Consider the following 17,558-nt stretch of genomic DNA (forward strand, 5'->3'; position numbering starts at 1 on the left):
AGAGGTTGTTTGATGTCAAAGTCTGATCAGGCACTGGTGACTGGCCGGGAAAACCCGGAGGAAGATCTTCCAATGGCTGCGGAGGTATTCACGGCTGCCCAGGTTCTGGCTGGCAAAATCCACCGTACCCCGATACTGACCAGCCGCGCGCTGAACACAGCCTGCGGCGCAGAAATATTTCTCAAGTGCGAACACCTGCAGAAGGTTGGCGCATTCAAGGCGCGCGGTGCGGCAAACGCTGTTGCACAACTGCCCGCGGGCACTCGGCGTGTGGCGACACACAGTTCCGGCAACCACGGTGCAGCGCTGGCCTGGGCGGCGGCCGAGCAGGGCCTTGCGTGCACGGTGGTGATGCCGGAGAACGCGCCAGCGGCCAAGCGGGCGGCAGTTGCCGCCTATGGAGCCGATATTGTGCTGTGTGCGCCTACGCTGGCGGCGAGGGAAGGAACGCTGGCGGAACTGGTGGCCGAAACCGGCGCGCATGTTGTCCCGCCTTTTGACGACCGCCGGGTGATCGCGGGTCAGGGAACGGTGGCTCAGGAGATCATTGGTCAGTGCCGCGAGCTGGGGTTTACCCCGGATCTGATTGTGGCGCCGGTTGGCGGTGGTGGCCTGCTGGCGGGAACGGGGCTGGCGGCGTCGGCGCTGGCGCCGGAAATTAAAGTGCTGGGCGCCGAGCCCGCCGGTGCCGATGATGCCCAGCGCTCATTCCGCAGCGGACAGAGGGTGACGGAGCAAACACCGGAAACGATTGCCGACGGCCTGCGCACAACGCTCGGCGTGCGGAATTACTCGATTATCCGCAAAACGGTCAACGATATTGTCACTGTCTCCGAGGACGATATTCGCGAGGCATTGACGTTGATCTGGACCCGAACCAAACAGCTGGTGGAGCCGTCTGCCGCCGTCAGCCTGGCTGCAGTCTTGGCGCACCCGGCGCGTTTCAAGGGGAAAAAGGTCGCGGTGGTGTTGACCGGGGGCAATATGGATCTTACGGCAATTGGTGAATTGCTCATCTGAAAACACCTGTTCACGGAAGGGGGATTTGGGAGTATGAAAGTGCGTGTGAAGCGTAATTCTGGGGCCGCTGATGCCAGCGGTAATGTTGCTGCTAAACTGGTTGCAGCCCTGTTGCTTGTTGCGGGGGTATTCCTGCCAGCAATGGCATCCGCGGAATTCACCGTGAGCTCGTCGACTCTCGAAACCGGCGGGCGGTTGAAGGCGGCGCAGGTCTATTACGGCTTTGGCTGTAGCGGCGAAAATATTTCGCCGCAGTTGAGCTGGCAGGGCGCGCCGGAAGGAACAAAAAGTTACGCGGTGGTGATGCACGACCCGGACGCGCCCACGGGCAGTGGCTGGTGGCACTGGGTGGTATTCAATATCCCAGCCAGCGTGACTGAGCTTCCGGAAGGTGCCGGTGATCCCAAGTCCGGGTTGATCCCGGAAGCCATCCAGAGCCGGACGGATTTTGGCAGCCCTGGCTACGGTGGTGCCTGCCCCCCGCAAGGTCACGGTGATCACCGCTACCAGTTCAAAGTGTTTGCGCTAAAGGTGGAACAGCTGCCCCTTGATGAAAACAGTCCCGCAGCCATGGTCGGCTATTACATTAATGCGAACAAGCTGGCTGAAGCGCAACTCGAAGTGAAGTACGGTCGGGAATAAATTAACGCTGTTTGGGGTCGGCTAGCGCAACCAGATAGCCGTTTTATAAGGAAGCAGAGCCAGTCATGCAGCAAGATAAAATGACCTGGGGCGAAGCGCTCAAGGTCTATACGCGGCCAAAAGTGCTGGGGATGTTTTTTTTCGGGATCTCCGCGGGGCTGCCCCTGCTGCTGGTATTTTCCACCCTTACCGCCTGGTTAAGGGATTACGGCGTCAGCCGAACCACGATCGGGTTTACCGCCTGGATTGGTATTACCTTCTCGATCAAATTTATCTGGGCCCCAATCATCGACTCCCTGCGCCTGCCGTTCCTGACCAGGCTGATGGGTAAACGGCGCAGCTGGATCCTGCTCTCGCAGCTGGGTATAGCCTTCGGCCTGTTGGCCATGAGCCAGCTGAATCCACAGCTTGCGCTGCCCGCGGTATTTGGCTTCGGCATCCTGGTGGCCTTTTGCTCTGCGTCCCAGGACGTGGTTATCGACGCCTATCGGATCGAAGCGGTAGACACTGAGTATCAGGGCGCCATGGCCGCCATGTACGTTTTTGGTTACCGGGTGGCTTTGTTGATCGCCGGTGCCGGTGCATTGTTCATCGCCGAATATGCGAGCTGGAGCATCGCCTACATGTCGATGGCCGCGCTGATGAGTGTGGGGATAATCACGACGCTGCTGGTCTCTGAGCCCGATCACCAAAAGGCTCGGGCGCAAGGCCAGGAGTTCCAGCACGAGTGGGTGGACCGGGTACTGGGCAGCGGCAAGCACGGGAGGGTCAGCGAGTGGTTTGTGCGCGCTGTTGCCTGCCCATTTATCGACTTTTTCCAGCGCAATGGGCGGTTCGCGCTTGTGCTGCTGCTGTTTATTGGCATCTACCGGGTCAGTGATATCGCCATGGGGGTCATGGCAAACCCGTTCTACCTCGACCTTGGCTTCAGCAAGGATGACATCGCGCAAATTGGCAAGCTGTTTGGTTTTTTCTGCACCATGATCGGTGCTTTCCTGGGCGGGGCAATGGTCGTGAGGTTCGGTATTCTGCGCCCCCTGATACTGGGCGCTGCCATGGTTGCCGCAACGAACCTGTTGTTTGCCCACCTGGCCACGATTGGCCCAGACAAAACCTGGCTGGCGATCGTGATCAGCGCAGATAATATCAGCGCGGGAATTTCAAACTCGGTGTTTATCGCGTTCTTGTCCAGCCTGGTCAACCAGTCCTATACCGCGACGCAGTATGCGCTATTCAGTTCCCTGATGACGTTACCGGGCAAATTCATCAGCGGTTTTTCCGGTATTGTCGTGGATGCACAGGGGTATGAATCCTTTTTCATCCTTGTGGCGATTCTCGGCTTGCCGGCTGTGCTGCTCGCCTTTTACATCTGGTGGCGGGAGCGTGACAAAGAAATGCTGCAGGGGAAAAAGGTGGCTGGCTGATCCGGTTCTGCCGGTATAGCTCCCTGAAATTTTTCAGAGTTCCTCGGGCTTCGGCCATGCATAGTGGCGCATGTCTATCTTGCCGTTAACGGTCACAATTCCTTCACTCAGCAGGCAGTCTCGCTGGCGCCCGGCAGCTGGCTCAGGCAGGGAAATTTTGCCCTGGGCATTGATCACGCGGTGCCAGGGCAATTTCGTTTCTTTGGGAAGCTTGCGCAGCGTTTGTCCGACCAGGCGCGCTGCCCGGGGCAGCCCTGCCAGTTCTGCCAGTTTTCCATAGGTCACGACCCTGCCGTAGGGCACCTGTGCCAGTGCAAGGCAGATGCGACTTGTGGCATCATGGCCGCTTGCCGATGCGGGTGTTGATATCTTCCCTTTCTCGACGCTATTGCTATTTCGCATTTAATAATTCCAGGCTATCGCAAGGTTGTTTCGTGTTTTTCGCTGTGCCCCGATTTCTCCCCATTCTCACGCTTTTCATCGCGCTTGTCCCGGCCGCCAGTGCCGGGGTGCTGACCCTGACCAATGGCGACCGAATCCACGGGGATCTGGTTCTGGTGGAGCGGGAGCACGTGGTGTGGAAGTCCGAGACCTTTGGGGATATCACCATAGTGAAGGACAAGATCCTTTCCCTCGAAACCGATAAAGATCTCAAGATCGCCGGGCGCGAGGAGCCCTGTGCACTGGCGGGGCACCGCCGGGAGCAGTGGGAGCTTTATTGTGACGAGGGCGATGGTTGGGTAATGGATTTTCCGGCGATTGACCGTGCCGAACCCTACATCAACTTTGTCGGCAATCCGGTGATTTTTCACGGCAACGTAAGCGCCGCGGGTGTGTTCGAAAACGGTAACCGTGAGCGGGAAGACTGGGATGTAAACACCAATTTTGATGTTCGTCACGATGACTTCCACCACATTGTCGGCACCCAATACCAGAACCAGAACAACGTAGAAGTGCAGGGGCTGGAGAAGTACCGACTGAACTACGACCTGCGCTGGATCTTCGCCGAGAAATGGTTTGCCGCGGGCAACAGCTCGTTTCTGCATGAAGAGGCGAGAAACCTCGAATTGAGCTCCACGGTCGGTCTCGGTCTCGGCTTCCTGTTCTTTGACACGGACAAGTCGGCACTGTCGATCCAGAGCGGTGTGAGTAGCCTGAAAGAAGACTTTATCGACCCGACGCTCGCCGAGGATCCAAGCAAGCGTTACGCGGCAGGGCGAACCGCGTGGGACTTCCGCTACAAGTTCGACCTCGGTCCCGAGGTCTATTACAACCAGGAAGTGCTGCAGTCGTTCGACAGCAGTGAAGACTACCAGAGCAACGCGGAAATTGGCGTGCGTACACCGCTGGTCAAGGGCATCCTGATGGAGCTGAAGTACGCGTGGCAGTATGACAACACGCCTTCCCTGGAAAGTGAAAAAGAAGATACCAAGATGACCGTCGGTGTCGGCTACTCCTGGTAGCCTGCACGGATAAGCGGGGCACGGCCCCGGTTCAATAATAATTAGAGGTGTTGAGATGAACGTGACCAACAGTGTTATTGCCATTACAGGTGCGAGCCAGGGGCTTGGCCGGTCTATGGCTCTGTATTTTGCGGAGCGCGGTGCGCGTCTCGCGTTGCTGGATGTCAATCAAGACGGCTTGGCGGAGTGTGTTGCGGCCTGTGCAAAGCTCGGCGCAGAGGCGCGCAGCTATGTCGTGAATGTGGCCTCTGAGGAGGAGGTTGATAACGGCTTCGCGGCAATTGCCAAAGATTTTGGCAGCCTGGATGTGCTGGTGAACAATGCCGGGATCATGCGCGATGGCATGTTGCTGAAGGTGAAGGAAGGAAAGGTCACCGAGCGTATGTCACTGGCGCAGTGGCAGTCAGTGATTGACGTCAACCTCACCGGTGTTTTCCTGTGCACCCGAGCGGCCGCTGCGATCATGGCGGAAGCGGGCAATGGCGGTGTGATCGTGAACATCTCCAGTGTGTCCCGATCCGGCAATATGGGCCAGACCAACTATTCCGCCTCCAAGGCCGGCGTGGCAACCATGACCGTGACCTGGGCAAAAGAGCTGGCGCGTTACGGCGTGCGTGTGGCGGCAATCGCCCCGGGCTTTATCGGCACGGATATGGTGGCACAGATGCGCCCGGAAATACTGGAAGGCCTGGTAAAGCAGGTGCCCCTGCGCCGTATCGGCGAGCCGGATGAAATCGCCAGCACGGTAGCGTTTATCATCGACAATGACTATCTCACAGGCCGCGTAATTGAAATTGATGGTGGTGCCCGGATGTAACGGGCATCTTCAACCCTTCGGTTCAACAAGCCGGCGGGGAAAAGAAAAAGGCGAGCGCAAGCTCGCCTTTTTTGTGATCTGGTGGTTTTCCTAATTGCCACTTGGCCGCACAGATGTATTCCAGCGCCCTTGTGCGCGCTGTGTCAGACAACTCGCGTGACACCGCCTTCCACTCTGTCGGAAAAAACCCACTGCCACAGCTGGATATGGCGCGCGCGAAAGGCGCCGGCGCAGGAGAGCAGATAGTAGCGCCACATTCGGTAAAATTCCTGGCCGTACCGGTCAGCAAATTTCTCCCAACTGCGTTCAAAATTGCTGTGCCACGCCATCAGGGTTTTGTCATAGTCACTGCCGAAATTGTGCAGGTCTTCGGCGATCAGGAGATCCTCCGCGCTATCGCAGATCTGGCCGCTACTGGGCAGGTCGCCATTCGGAAAGATGTACTTGTCTATCCACGCGTCAGTGATGGAGTGCCGTTGATTCTTGCCGATGGTGTGCAATAGCAGCTGGCCCTGGCTCTTCAGGCAGCGCCGTGCGACCTGCATGAACGCACGGTGGTTTTTGCGCCCGACGTGTTCAAACATGCCGACACTGGCGATGCGGTCAAAGGGCTGGTTCAGGCTGCGGTAGTCTTTAAGGTGCACTGTCACCGGCAGGTGTGCATAGTGCTCCTCGATATACTGGTGTTGCTCCCGGGATACTGTAATCCCCACACACTCGACCCCATAGTGCTCGGCCGCGTAACTCACCAGACTGCCCCAACCACACCCGATATCCAGCAAGCGCATACCCGGAGCCAGGCCCAGCTTGCGGCAGATAAGATCCAGCTTGTGGGTCTGTGCCTGCTCCAGGTTATCAGCCTCCCGCCAGTAGCCACAGCTATACGTCATACGGCTGTCCAGCATGGCTTGATAAAAGCTGTTTCCCTGGTCGTAATGCCGCTCGCCCACCTGAAAAGCCCGGCGGCGGCTTTGCAGGTTCAACAGATATGAACGGCCGATTCGCCACAGGTTACGGAAGGGTTTGAGCTTGGCCTGCAGGTTTGCGCGCAGGATCCGGTAGAAAAATTCGTCCAGCGCCGGCACAGACCACTCTCCCCGCATATAGGTCTCGCCGAGGCCGAGACTGTGCCTGGCAACGATCTCGTCGAGGGCCTCGAGGCGGTGCACCTGCATATCCCAGGGCCTGTCGCCATTAATCTGGATATCCGCCCCTGCTAGCAGGTCGGCGAGGAAATGGCGGCTTTGTTTGATGTTCGGGGGCGCGGTGGGGCTGGTGTCGCTGTCCATAGCGGTTCTCTTGCGATCCTCTCTTGCAGTTCCGTCCGCCGTGCTTCAGTGCTCAACGGCGATTTGCGCGTCATGACGGTGAGTGGCTACACTGCGAGCCTGAATCCTGCCGGCTAAGGCCGGCCGATACCTTTTATCGGCAAAAGTATTGGGAATACGTACCAATTACTGCAGTTGATAAGCATACTGGAAATACCCGAATTCGCCCGGATTTTGCGAGTAGAGTCGTGTAATTGTCCTTTGGAGAACGCGTTATGCGCCCATTGTTGCTTCTATTTATCGTCATGCCGATCCTGGAGATGTGGGTACTGATCAGCGTTGGACAGAAAATCGGCGCCCTGCCAACAATCGGCCTGGTATTGCTGACCGCCGTGGTCGGGCTGGCGCTGCTGCGACGCCAGGGCTTGTCCACGGTGATGCGTGCGCAGCAGAAAATGCAGGCCGGGGAGATGCCCGCCCGGGAAATGGCCGAAGGCATCTTTCTGGCTGTGGGGGGCGCGTTACTGCTGACCCCGGGTTTTATTACCGACGCCATTGGTTTTGCCTGCCTGATTCCCGGGATTCGGCACCTGTTCCTAGGGAAACTTCTGAGTCACGTGGTGGTGGTACGTACCGGGCCATATGGTCAGGGCAATGGGCCCGGCCAAGAGCCGGGGCGCTCCCATGACGTGATTGAAGGTGACTACGAGCGTGAGGATCGTAACGATCCGGATCAAAAGCGCTAGGTTTGTTTAAATTTTGACCTTGCGGCCTGTCGCCGAGCTTCGATTGGCGGCTTTTTTGAATTTTTTTTCCCGCCACTGTTGAAATCCTTTCCGCAGCCCTCAGATAGGGTTCACTTCTGATTTTTACCCAGTTCCCTCGGGAGCTGGGGCGCCCGTCAGCCTTAACGGCGGGGCACTTGTAATTGCAACCCTAAATGACTCAATGGAGAGCCAATCCATGAAAATTCGTCCTTTACACGACCGCGTCGTAGTACGCCGTAAGGAAGAAGAAGCTAAGTCCGCCGGTGGCATCGTTCTGCCGGGCGCTGCTAAAGAAAAGCCGAATCAGGGCGAAGTGGTTGCCGTAGGCGAAGGCAAATTGCTGGACAATGGCGACGTGCGCGCGCTGTCAGTAAAAGTGGGCGACACCGTAGTATTCGGCCGTTACGCCGACAGCAACACCCTCAAGGTGGACGGCGAAGAGCTGATCATCATGAGCGAAAGCGACATCTACGGCGTTCTGGAAGGCTGATAAGCACTCCAAACCACCATCGCACACAGAATTGAGGAAATAAGATCATGGCAGCAAAAGACGTAAAATTTGGTGACGACGCTCGTCAGAGAATGCTGAACGGCGTAAACATCCTGGCGAACGCCGTTAAGACCACCCTGGGTCCTAAAGGCCGCAACGTGGTTCTGGACAAGTCCTTCGGCGCTCCGACCGTCACCAAAGACGGTGTATCTGTAGCCAAAGAAATCGAACTGAAAGACAAGTTCGAAAACATGGGCGCGCAGATGGTTAAGGAAGTTGCTTCCAAGGCTTCTGACACTGCTGGTGACGGCACCACCACTGCGACCGTACTGGCCCAGGCCATCGTAACCGAAGGCCTCAAGTCTGTAGCCGCCGGTTTCAACCCGATGGATCTGAAGCGCGGTATCGACAAAGCGGTAGCCGCTGCCGTTGACCACATCGCCAGCCTGTCTACCCCGTGTGAAGACACCAAGTCCATCGCTCAAGTGGGTACCATCTCCGCCAACAGCGACGAAAACGTAGGTACCATCATCGCTGAAGCGATGGAGAAAGTCGGCAAAGAAGGTGTAATCACCGTTGAAGAAGGTTCCGGCCTCGAGAACGAGCTGGACGTAGTGGAAGGTATGCAGTTTGACCGCGGCTACCTGTCTCCTTACTTCATCACCAACCAGGAAAACATGACCGCTGAGCTGGACAACCCGTTCATCCTGCTGGTCGACAAGAAAATCTCCAACATCCGCGACCTGCTGCCGCTGCTGGAGCAGGTAGCCAAGGCTTCCAAGCCGCTGCTGATCATCGCTGAAGACGTAGAAGGCGAAGCGCTGGCTACCCTGGTAGTGAACAGCATGCGCGGCATCGTGAAAGTTGCAGCCGTAAAAGCACCGGGCTTCGGTGATCGTCGCAAGGCCATGCTGCAGGATATCGCTATCCTGACCGGCGGCACTGTGATCTCTGAAGAAGTTGGCCTGGAACTGGAAGGCGCCACTCTGGAGCACCTGGGTACCGCCAAGCGTGTAACCCTGTCCAAAGAGAACACCGTAATCGTGGACGGCGCCGGCAACGTTGGCGACATCGAAGCGCGTGTTAAGCAGATCCGCGCACAGATCGAAGAATCTTCCTCCGATTACGACAAAGAGAAACTGCAGGAGCGCGTAGCCAAGCTGGCTGGCGGTGTTGCGGTGATCAAGGTTGGCGCGGCCACCGAAGTCGAAATGAAAGAGAAGAAAGCCCGCGTAGAAGACGCCCTGCACGCAACCCGCGCAGCGGTGGAAGAGGGCGTAGTACCTGGCGGCGGTACCGCACTGGTACGTGCTACCCAGGCTATCCAGGTAGTTGGTGACAACGAAGACCAGAACCACGGTATTGCTGCTGCTCTGCGTGCGATGGAAATGCCGCTGCGCCAGATCGTAGCCAACGCTGGCGACGAAGCTTCTGTTGTCGTAGACAAAGTGAAGCAAGGTTCCGGTAACTTCGGTTACAACGCTGCTACCGGTGAGTACGGCGACATGCTGGAAATGGGTATCCTGGATCCTGCGAAAGTAACCCGCTCTGCACTGCAGGCAGCGGCCTCTATCGCTGGCCTGATGATCACCACCGAAGCCATGGTTGCTGACATCCCGGAAGAAAAGCCCGCAATGCCTGACATGGGCGGCATGGGTGGCATGGGTGGCATGGGCGGCATGATGTAAGTCGGCCTCCAGCCAAGCCATAAAAAACCCCGCTTTTGCGGGGTTTTTTATGGCTCAATCCAGTGGGCTTACCACACCACGTTCGTGAACACCGACGACATGGGTGTAAATCATTGTGGTATTGACGTCCGTGTGCCCCAAAAGCTCTTGGATGTTGCGAATATCTGTACCTTTTGAAAGCAAGTTAGTGGCAAATGAGTGCCGAAACGTATGGCAACTTGCCTTTTTGCGGATACCGGCAGCCCTCAATGCATTTGCCACAGCCCTACGAACCTGTTGTTCGCCAATATGGTGGCGCCGAATTATACCACTTCGGGGGTCTGTCGCTCTCTCAGCTGCGGGAAACACATACTGCCAACCGGGGCTTGTTGCAGCACGTGGATATTTTTTGGCGAGCGCACCTGGCAAATAGACTTCACCAAAACCTTGCTCCAAATCGCGACCATGCAGGGCCAGAGCGAACTCCACCTGAGCTTTCAGTGGCTGTAAAAGTGAGTTAGGTAGTAGGGTTCGCCGCCACTTCTCACCTTTGCTTTCACGAACAAAAAGGCATTGATGGCCGAAGTCCACATCCTGAACACGCAGCCTAACCGCCTCCATCACGCGTAAGCCGGAACCGTACATCAAGCTAGCCGACAGCTTTTGATGCCCCTCCATATTCTGCAATACGGCCACCGCTTCCTCGTGAGTAAATACTACAGGGAGCCGCTTGCCTTTGCTGGTTCTCTCGAACTGAAGCTCACCGAGCTCAATACTTAAAAACTGTTTGTATAAAAATACAACGGCGTTAAGCGCCGTTTTTTGAGTATTAATAGAAACAGAGCGGCGATTAGCCAAATGGCCGAGCCACTCATCTACTTGTTTCTTGCCCAAGTCTTCAGGGCGTTGCATACCATTAAACCGGATAAAGTCCTTAACCCAAAAGCAGTAGGTCTTTTCCGTTTTGTAGGCCATATGACGTGAACGGATAAACGCCCTGAAGCGATCCATAAATCGGCTGGGGCGCGCGGGTAGGGGGACCGGAATATCGTCCATCATGCATTCCTTTGCATCGATCCTGGGTCTGGGTTTATATACAGTATTTTGGTTAAAGCTGACTGAGAATCAACCTATATTTCACTTGTGCCGACCACTATTTCGTAAAAACGAATTGAAATATAGGAAAAGCCTATAAATATCAGAGACTTACAAAAGTAGCTGTGTCCGGAGATAGTGGTCGTGGCGACCCATTTCCGGCTTAATGCTGAATAGAGTGAGCCAATTTAAACCGTTGTATTGACTTGAATTTTTTGGTGTTTATAGAATTAAATGGCGCTAGGAATAGTATTCACAGAATAGTAGTCTTGGGGACTACGATTAAAATGTTAGCAGGCCGAGTTAACCACCAGAAGTAGACTTAGGAGGTGAGAGTGCATCCGCTAGATCAGCTAATGAAGTCTGTTGTACGAATCGAGGCAACACTAAATAACGGGCAAGTTGCCACGGGTACTGGATTTGCCTATAGCTTTGCGCGACGAGAAGATGGTATGCATGTTCCTGCAATCGTCACGAATAAGCATGTCATTGATGGGGCGGTGTCTGTCTCTCTTCCGATTAGCGTCGCAGACGCCAATGGTAATGAAACCGGCAATTTTGAGGTTATTACTTACCCAATTAAAAACAATGTAATTTATCACCCTGATCCAGAAACCGACTTGTGCGCATTGTTAGCGGCACCAATTCACCAATATTTTAAAAACAAAAAAAGCCAGCCTGCTTTAGTTCATTTAGATAAGAATATTGCAGCCACTGATACAAATTTTTCTGAGCTTCTTCCGCTGGAAGAAGTAACAATGATTGGCTACCCAAATGGAATCTGGGATTCAACAAATAATGGTTCAATTGCTAGGCGAGGCATTATTGCAACCGTGCCCGAAAATGACTATTTGGGTAAAAAACAATTTGTTGTGGATATGGCTTGTTTTCCTGGTTCTAGTGGCAGCCCGGTTTACTTAGCAAACTTTGGAAGTTATGCGGATAGGAATGGAAACCTTAATATGGGTACACGTATAAAACTTCTAGGTGTTCTGTACGCCGGTCCTCAGCACACAGCAAGCGGTGAGATCGTACTAACGCCAGTTCCTACACAGAATAAGCCAATGAGCTTTACGTCAATGCCCAACAATTTAGGGTATGTCATCAAAGCAACTGAACTTGCAGCGCTGGAGTCCATAGCTCAAAGCCTGCTAACAAATCCATGAACTTCGCGCCTCACGGCGCCGGACAGCCTACGCTGCGCTCCGGCTGCCGGTTATGGAGGCGTTATGGTGCCGGGCTGTTAAATTTGTGGCGTGTGCCAGCGTGTAATTGAAAGCACTGTTTTGGCCCGCAGTATTTGGCTATTTGCCATGATAAAATCAAGCAGTTTCGTTCCTAGTGCTTTCGTTTAAGTCCGCAGGAATCGCGGCAACTCCGCTGCAGTAATACGGAGTGCAAATAAGAAAATAATTGGTTGGGGGAAGCTGGAAATTCTTTCCTCGTTTTTAAGGAGCTTCGGCGCATTCGGTGCCCGTAGGTACTTCGGAGCGCGTCAGCCATAACCAGGCGCTGCAGCCGACATCTTACTTTGAGCACTTTGTTGCGCAGTCGCTACGCTCCTATTTTCGCGCAACAAAGCGCCCAAAGTAAGCTGCGGCTGAGCGCGGCGTTATGGTGCCGATCGATAAAAATTAATATTTGTGCGCGGCTGTAATTTTAGCGCACAGTTTTGGCATCCAGCATTTGGCTTTTTTGCCACGGCACATTCAAGCAGTTTCGTTCCTAGAGTGTTCGTTCGGGTTTGGCAGAATAGGGCGGTTCCGCTGAAGTATTGTGGAGTGCCAATAAGATAAAAACAGGTTGGGGAAAGTGCGGTATTCTTTCCTCTTTATATTTGGGCGGTGGCCAGCCAAGCCGTAGCTGGCAGAGTGCTAGTAGTTGGTCCGGAGCGCGTCAGCCATAACCAGGCTAGGCAGGCTCGCCCACCCCCTACGGGGTTGGGCTGGACGTCCAACGCTACGCGTCGGCCGCCCCTGCTAGCAACGTTATGAGTAATACATGCACCATCTAATAAACTGTCCATACGATGACGTTTTGGCTCAGTTTCCGTTCTTGAAGGAAGAGCTCTCTACGGCTGAAAATGTCGAGAATATTAGCCCAGAGACGTATTACTCATATGACGATATAGGCTTGGAATTTAAAGTTCATGATGAAACAAACCTCATTGAGATGGTTGTTTTTTATCCTTTTTCAAAGGGTTTTAGCGTGCTTCATAAAGTAGGTAAAATTCCAGAATCTATTAATTTTGGTAGTTCAAGAGCGGAAATAGAAAAAAAGCTTGGTGAGCCAGCGATATTCTTTGAGAAGGAATATGATCCGTTGCTGGGTATGCAAAATCCTATGTCACGCTACAACTTCGAATTTGCAAGCTTGTTTATTCAGTTCTGTGGAGCAGAGGAAAAGGCCTGTGAATTTAGGTGGGCGTATCCGGCGAAAAACTCATAACAAGGCGAGGCAGTTCGTTCCGGCCCTGCGGGCCTCCACCGGACAGATTACTTTGTGCACTTTATGCGCAGGTCGCTTCGCTCCCATTTTCGCGCAAAAAGCGCACAAAGTAATCTGCCGCTGCTCGCGGCGTTATGAGTTGCTATGAAGAAGTTACTTTTACTCGTAATTGTATTATTTTCGGGCTCTACTTGTGCTTCGATGACATCTTGCGGAGAAATCGATCACCCACTGATTAATGCTGATCTTCAAGCCGCCCAAGAGATTGGGATTAGTTATGAATTTTTAGAAGATGACGCATACCCAGGCTGTAAGGTCATTGAAGTCACTACTGCTACCAAAATGGGTGAATACGAATTTGCTAGTTTTACTGTACAGATGAAAAAAGATTCAGTTATTACTGGAGAGTTCTATCCATCAGCCATTAGAGGTGAAGACCATCTCCGTACAGTGTTTCTTCTCTGCGAATCAGCGGCAAAGGTAGCAGATACGGTGATTCATTTTGGAGATAATTGCCATGGAAAATCTATTGCCCTCTCAATAGCTATAGAGTAAGGGATGCCTGGAGCCTGTGTGCCCATAATCCCTCATAACAATCGCAGGCAGATTGCTCCGGCCCTTCGGGCCTCCGCGGGACGCCCAACGCTGTGCACATATTGTGCTGGTCGCTGCGCTCCCTTTTTAGCACAATATGTGCACAGCATTGGTCGCCCCTGCTGCGGGCGTTATGGTGCCGGTCGGTAAAAATTAGTGTTTGTATTGCTGGCATTTCTGCGCATTGTTTTGGGAATCCAGTACTCGGCTTCTATGCCTGTCACATTCAAGCAGTTTCGTTCCTAGAGCGTTCGCTGTGGTTCGGTAGAATAGGGTAATTCCGCTGCAGTATCGTGGAGTGCCAATAAGATAAAAATTGGTTGGGGAAAGTGCGGTATTCTTTCCTCGTTTTTAATGGGCAGTGGCCAGCCAATCCGTGGCTGGCAAAGTGCCGGAATGCAGGCCCGGAGTGCGGCATACCATAACAAGGCGCTGTAGTATGCTCCGGCCCCTTCGGGGCCTCCGCGGGACGGCCTACGCTACGCTCCGGCCGCCCCTAAGCGCGGCGTTATGGTGCCGGTCGGTAAAAATTAATAATTGTGCCGCTGCAAGTTTTCCGAACAGTTTTGGCATCCAGTATTTGGCTTTTTGCCAGAGCGCATTCAAGCAGTTTCGTTCCTAGAGTGTTCGCTCTGGTTTGGTAGGATCAGGCTATTCCGCAGTAGTATCGTGGCGTGCCAATAAGATAAAAACAGGTTGGGGAAAGTGCGGTATTCTTTCCTCGCAATTTTCGGGCGGTGGCCAGCCAAGCCGTGGCTGGCAGAGTGCTAGTAGTTGGTCCAGAGCACGTCAGCCATAACCAGGCTAGGCAGGCTCGCCCATCCCCTTCGGGGCTGGGCTGGACGTCCAACGCTACGCGTCGGCCGCCCCTGCTAGCAACGTTATGGTGCCGGTCGGTAAAAATTAGTGTTTGTGTTTCTGGTACTTCTGAGCATTGTTTTGGAATCCAGTATTCGGCTTTTATGCCAGGCACATTTAAGTAGTTTCGCTCCTAGAGCGTTTGCTGTGGTTCAGTAGGGTAGGGCAATTTCGCTGCAGTATCGTGGAGTGCCAGTAAGATAAATATTGGTTGGGGAAGGTGCGGTATTCTTTCCTCGTTTTAATGGGCGGTGGCCAGCCAAGTAGTGGCTGGCAAAGTGCCGGAAAGCGGGCCCGGAGTGCGGCATACCATAACAAGGCGCTGTAGCATGCTCCGGCCCCTGCGGGGCCTCCGCGGGACGGCCTACGCTACGCTCCGGCCGCCCCTAAGCGCGGCGTTATGGTGCCGGGCGGTAAAATTTGTGGCGTGTGCCCGCGTGTAATTGAAAGCACTGTTTTGGCCCGCAGTATTTGGCTATTTGCCATGATAAAATCAAGCAGTTTCGTTCCTAGTGCTTTCGTTTAAGTCCGCAGGAATCGCGGCAACTCCGCTGCAGTAATGCGGAGTGCAAATAAGAGAATAATTGGTTGGGGGAAGCTGGAAAATCTTTCCTCGTTTTTAAGGAGCTTCGGCGCATTCGGTGCCCGTAGGTACTTCGGAGCGCGTCAGCCATAACCAGGCGCTGCAGCCGACATCTTACTTTGAGCACTTTGTTGCGCAGTCGCTACGCTCCTATTTTCGCGCAACAAAGCGCCCAAAGTAAGCTGCGGCTGAGCGCGGCGTTAGCTGTGAAGGAACCATGAACATGCGCTGCGGAATAATTGCAGTCCTACTTTTTCTGCCATTTACTGTTTTTGGGTGGGAAGATTCGCCTTGTGAAGGCGATGTCCAATTCCAGAAGAAAACAATGATAAAAATTATTGAGGCAACAAAAGAGCATTTTAAGAGCACCGGGAAGTTTCCAGATTCTCAATATGATTTAGAGGCATACTTAGATCCGTTCCCGGAAAATCTTCATCATGACTTTGTTATGTTTGAACCAATTGAGCATAAAATAATGCTGTATTGTGGGAGTTCAGCGGAAGCGTCGGATAACAAGATTAAAAATATTACTTGTAATGGCAGCCTGTACTCGGATCAGGTCATTTGTACCATAAATACCTTTATGACAATACGGACCGAGTGGGAACCCAGCTAACAAGGCCAGGCAGTAAAGCTCCGGGCCTTCGGCCCTCCGCGGGACAGCTTACCTTGTGCACGTTTTACGCGGGTCGCTACGCTTCCATTTTCGCGCAAAACGCGCACAAGGTAAGCTGCCCCTGCTGGCGGCGTTACGTTTCAAGGAGGCTAACATCAAATATTTTTTGCTTATAGCTTGCCTGCTTCATGCTGGATGTTCAGTCGTAAGTATCAAAGATTATCGAAATGCTGAAACACACGAAATTCGGCAGGCAATTATTTATGGTGGCGAAATTAATGATGTAGCTGGTTTTGAGGTGGTCCCAAATTTTCGAACATTTACATCATCATTCCCTGTTCAATACTCTTCGTTAGTCGTGCTCTCTGAAAAACCGGAAAAAATCTTTATTAAGAGCGCCTCCTTGACAGATCCAGTATCAGGAAAAGTTGAAACTCTGCAGTTGAATAAGAACTATTATACAAATCGCGAACTACGGGACAGCGGTTTTCTTATCGAGAGTATCCGCCTTTTCGGTACTGGAAAGAGTGATTATTCATCATTCAAAGATGCTAAAACGTTGAATCTGTCAGTTGAATTGGCAATTGGTGATAGCCCGCTATCTACACTTCGGTTCCGGTTAAGGCTTGTGGAGTACAAAGATATTGCGTGGCCGACCTAAAAAACGTAACAAGGCGCTGCAGGCCGACGGCCAACTTTGTGCACTTTATGCGCAGTCGCTGCGCTCCGATTATTGCGCATAAAGCGCCCAAAATTGTCCGCGGCTGAGCGCGGCGTTAAGTGTCAGTAAAACTATGAAGAAGGGAATCGCTCTAGTATCACTGTTCGGAATTTTTATGCTCGTATCATTGTACGGGCTTATGTGGGTTGTTTCTTCTTCTCACCTGGCGCACGATTATTGCAAGGGAAATTTTTCGTTATTCCATGACGAGTTTCGGTGCCGGCAGCCGCAATTGGCTCTAATCCTAGCTGGTAGTTCCGGGTTGTTTTCCTTGGTGTTTCTTTTCTTTGGCATAACACGTATTAGGGTGCTCCGTGCGAATACTTAACAAGGCCGGGCAATTTGCTCCGGGCCTTCGGCCCTCCGCGGGACAGCTTACCTTGAGCACGTCTTGCGCAGGTCGCTGCGCTCCCATTTTTGCGCAAAACGCGCACAAGGTAAGCTGCCCCTGCCGGCAGCGTTAAGCAATTACACAACCAAAAGTAGGTATAAAAATGAAGAAAATATCAGCAGTACTACTTGTAGGACTTCTCAGTGGATGTACCAGCGCAACGCTGGTTAAAGCTCCTGGTGTGAGCTCTATTCCATCTGAGTACGCTCCAGTGAATGCTGGCTCAGACAACTTCGGCACCGTCAAATATCTGGATGAGGGGGCTGCGGCAGTGAGGGATGCAAGGAAAAAGGATGCATACAAGAAAATGTATGAAGCATGTAATGGTAAGTATGCAATATTGGATGCTGGATCGTCAGAGTCTAATCCTACGTTCTCTACACATGGCAATCTGACATTTGCAGCTACATCTAGCACTGTATTCATCAATTTTAAGTGCGTAGAGTAATTTAATTCTCTGCCAGAACTGCTTAACAAACACAGGCAGTTTGCGCCGGCCCCTGACGGGGCCTCTGCGGGACGGCTTACCTTATGCACATTTTGCGCAAGTCGCTTCGCTCCTATTTTTGCGCAAAACGCGCATAAGGTAAGCCGCCCCTGCTGTGGGCGTTATGGTGAAGACTTACCCACGCTTAGTAGACACCTTGTATAGTTAGGTTTCGGCCTAACACGGAGGTGCACCATGGGTAAGAAG

The 17,558-nt window shown here is 53.2% G+C and carries 17 protein-coding genes; 14 read left to right on the forward strand and 3 right to left on the reverse strand.

Annotation, left to right across the window (positions count from 1 at the left end; translation table 11 throughout):
- Nucleotides 1–12: 12 nt before the first annotated feature.
- The 3 genes from ACNKU7_RS18420 (at nt 13) to ACNKU7_RS18430 (ending at nt 3,086) form a co-directional block, all read left to right on the forward strand.
- The gene (locus ACNKU7_RS18420; protein ID WP_418298454.1) at nt 13–1,020 is read left to right on the forward strand and encodes a threonine ammonia-lyase; all 1,008 of its coding nucleotides are present in this window, start codon (nt 13–15) and stop codon (nt 1,018–1,020) included.
- Nucleotides 1,021–1,065: 45 nt separating this feature from the next.
- Nucleotides 1,066–1,662 (forward strand): YbhB/YbcL family Raf kinase inhibitor-like protein, encoded by a 597-nt coding sequence (locus ACNKU7_RS18425; RefSeq protein ID WP_418298455.1) that lies wholly within the window; start codon nt 1,066–1,068, stop codon nt 1,660–1,662.
- A gap of 65 nt (nt 1,663–1,727) precedes the next feature.
- Nucleotides 1,728–3,086: an AmpG family muropeptide MFS transporter gene (locus ACNKU7_RS18430; RefSeq protein WP_418298456.1), complete on the forward strand. Its 1,359-nt coding sequence runs from the start codon at nt 1,728–1,730 to the stop codon at nt 3,084–3,086.
- Nucleotides 3,087–3,119: 33 nt separating this feature from the next.
- On the opposite strand, the gene ACNKU7_RS18435 is transcribed toward ACNKU7_RS18430, so the two are convergent.
- Complete coding sequence (locus tag ACNKU7_RS18435; protein WP_418298457.1) at nt 3,120–3,488, reverse strand: MGMT family protein; 369 nt, start codon at nt 3,486–3,488, stop codon at nt 3,120–3,122.
- 44 nt (nt 3,489–3,532) lie between these two features.
- On the opposite strand from ACNKU7_RS18435, the gene ACNKU7_RS18440 reads away from it, so the two are divergent.
- Complete coding sequence (locus ACNKU7_RS18440) at nt 3,533–4,549, forward strand: DUF481 domain-containing protein (RefSeq protein WP_418298458.1); 1,017 nt, start codon at nt 3,533–3,535, stop codon at nt 4,547–4,549.
- 55 nt (nt 4,550–4,604) lie between these two features.
- A complete protein-coding gene (locus ACNKU7_RS18445; RefSeq protein ID WP_418298459.1) occupies nt 4,605–5,366 on the forward strand; it encodes an SDR family oxidoreductase in 762 nt (253 codons plus the stop codon).
- Nucleotides 5,367–5,509: 143 nt separating this feature from the next.
- Here the strand turns inward: ACNKU7_RS18445 and cfa are convergent, their stop codons facing one another.
- A complete protein-coding gene (gene cfa / locus ACNKU7_RS18450) occupies nt 5,510–6,655 on the reverse strand; it encodes a cyclopropane fatty acyl phospholipid synthase (protein ID WP_418298460.1) in 1,146 nt (381 codons plus the stop codon).
- Nucleotides 6,656–6,909: 254 nt separating this feature from the next.
- Between cfa and ACNKU7_RS18455 the strand changes: the two genes are divergently transcribed.
- From ACNKU7_RS18455 to groL, 3 genes are all read left to right on the forward strand, one after another.
- A complete protein-coding gene (locus tag ACNKU7_RS18455; RefSeq protein ID WP_418298461.1) occupies nt 6,910–7,380 on the forward strand; it encodes an FxsA family protein in 471 nt (156 codons plus the stop codon).
- Between the two features lie 217 nt (nt 7,381–7,597).
- Nucleotides 7,598–7,891, forward strand: a complete 294-nt coding sequence (locus ACNKU7_RS18460) for a co-chaperone GroES (RefSeq protein WP_105104448.1) — start codon at nt 7,598–7,600, stop codon at nt 7,889–7,891.
- A 47-nt stretch (nt 7,892–7,938) separates the two neighbouring features.
- Entirely contained in the window at nt 7,939–9,579 is a 1,641-nt protein-coding gene (groL, locus tag ACNKU7_RS18465) for a chaperonin GroEL (protein ID WP_418298462.1), read from the forward strand.
- 54 nt (nt 9,580–9,633) lie between these two features.
- Here the strand turns inward: groL and ACNKU7_RS18470 are convergent, their stop codons facing one another.
- Complete coding sequence (locus ACNKU7_RS18470) at nt 9,634–10,614, reverse strand: integron integrase (RefSeq protein ID WP_418298463.1); 981 nt, start codon at nt 10,612–10,614, stop codon at nt 9,634–9,636.
- A gap of 395 nt (nt 10,615–11,009) precedes the next feature.
- On the opposite strand from ACNKU7_RS18470, the gene ACNKU7_RS18475 reads away from it, so the two are divergent.
- The 6 genes from ACNKU7_RS18475 (at nt 11,010) to ACNKU7_RS18500 (ending at nt 17,312) form a co-directional block, all read left to right on the forward strand.
- Nucleotides 11,010–11,819, forward strand: coding sequence for a S1 family peptidase (locus ACNKU7_RS18475; protein ID WP_418298464.1), 810 nt, complete (start codon nt 11,010–11,012; stop codon nt 11,817–11,819).
- 835 nt (nt 11,820–12,654) lie between these two features.
- Nucleotides 12,655–13,101: a hypothetical protein gene (locus ACNKU7_RS18480; RefSeq protein WP_418298465.1), complete on the forward strand. Its 447-nt coding sequence runs from the start codon at nt 12,655–12,657 to the stop codon at nt 13,099–13,101.
- A gap of 144 nt (nt 13,102–13,245) precedes the next feature.
- Nucleotides 13,246–13,656, forward strand: a complete 411-nt coding sequence (locus ACNKU7_RS18485) for a hypothetical protein (protein ID WP_418298466.1) — start codon at nt 13,246–13,248, stop codon at nt 13,654–13,656.
- Nucleotides 13,657–15,353: 1,697 nt separating this feature from the next.
- Nucleotides 15,354–15,752, forward strand: a complete 399-nt coding sequence (locus ACNKU7_RS18490; protein WP_418298467.1) for a hypothetical protein — start codon at nt 15,354–15,356, stop codon at nt 15,750–15,752.
- A gap of 55 nt (nt 15,753–15,807) precedes the next feature.
- Complete coding sequence (locus tag ACNKU7_RS18495; RefSeq protein ID WP_418298468.1) at nt 15,808–16,413, forward strand: hypothetical protein; 606 nt, start codon at nt 15,808–15,810, stop codon at nt 16,411–16,413.
- A 554-nt stretch (nt 16,414–16,967) separates the two neighbouring features.
- The gene (locus ACNKU7_RS18500) at nt 16,968–17,312 is read left to right on the forward strand and encodes a hypothetical protein (protein WP_418298469.1); all 345 of its coding nucleotides are present in this window, start codon (nt 16,968–16,970) and stop codon (nt 17,310–17,312) included.
- The last annotated feature ends 246 nt before the right edge of the window (nt 17,313–17,558 follow it).

Origin of the sequence: Microbulbifer weihaiensis (assembly GCF_048323715.1) — a bacterium.
Taxonomy (GTDB): domain Bacteria; phylum Pseudomonadota; class Gammaproteobacteria; order Pseudomonadales; family Cellvibrionaceae; genus Microbulbifer.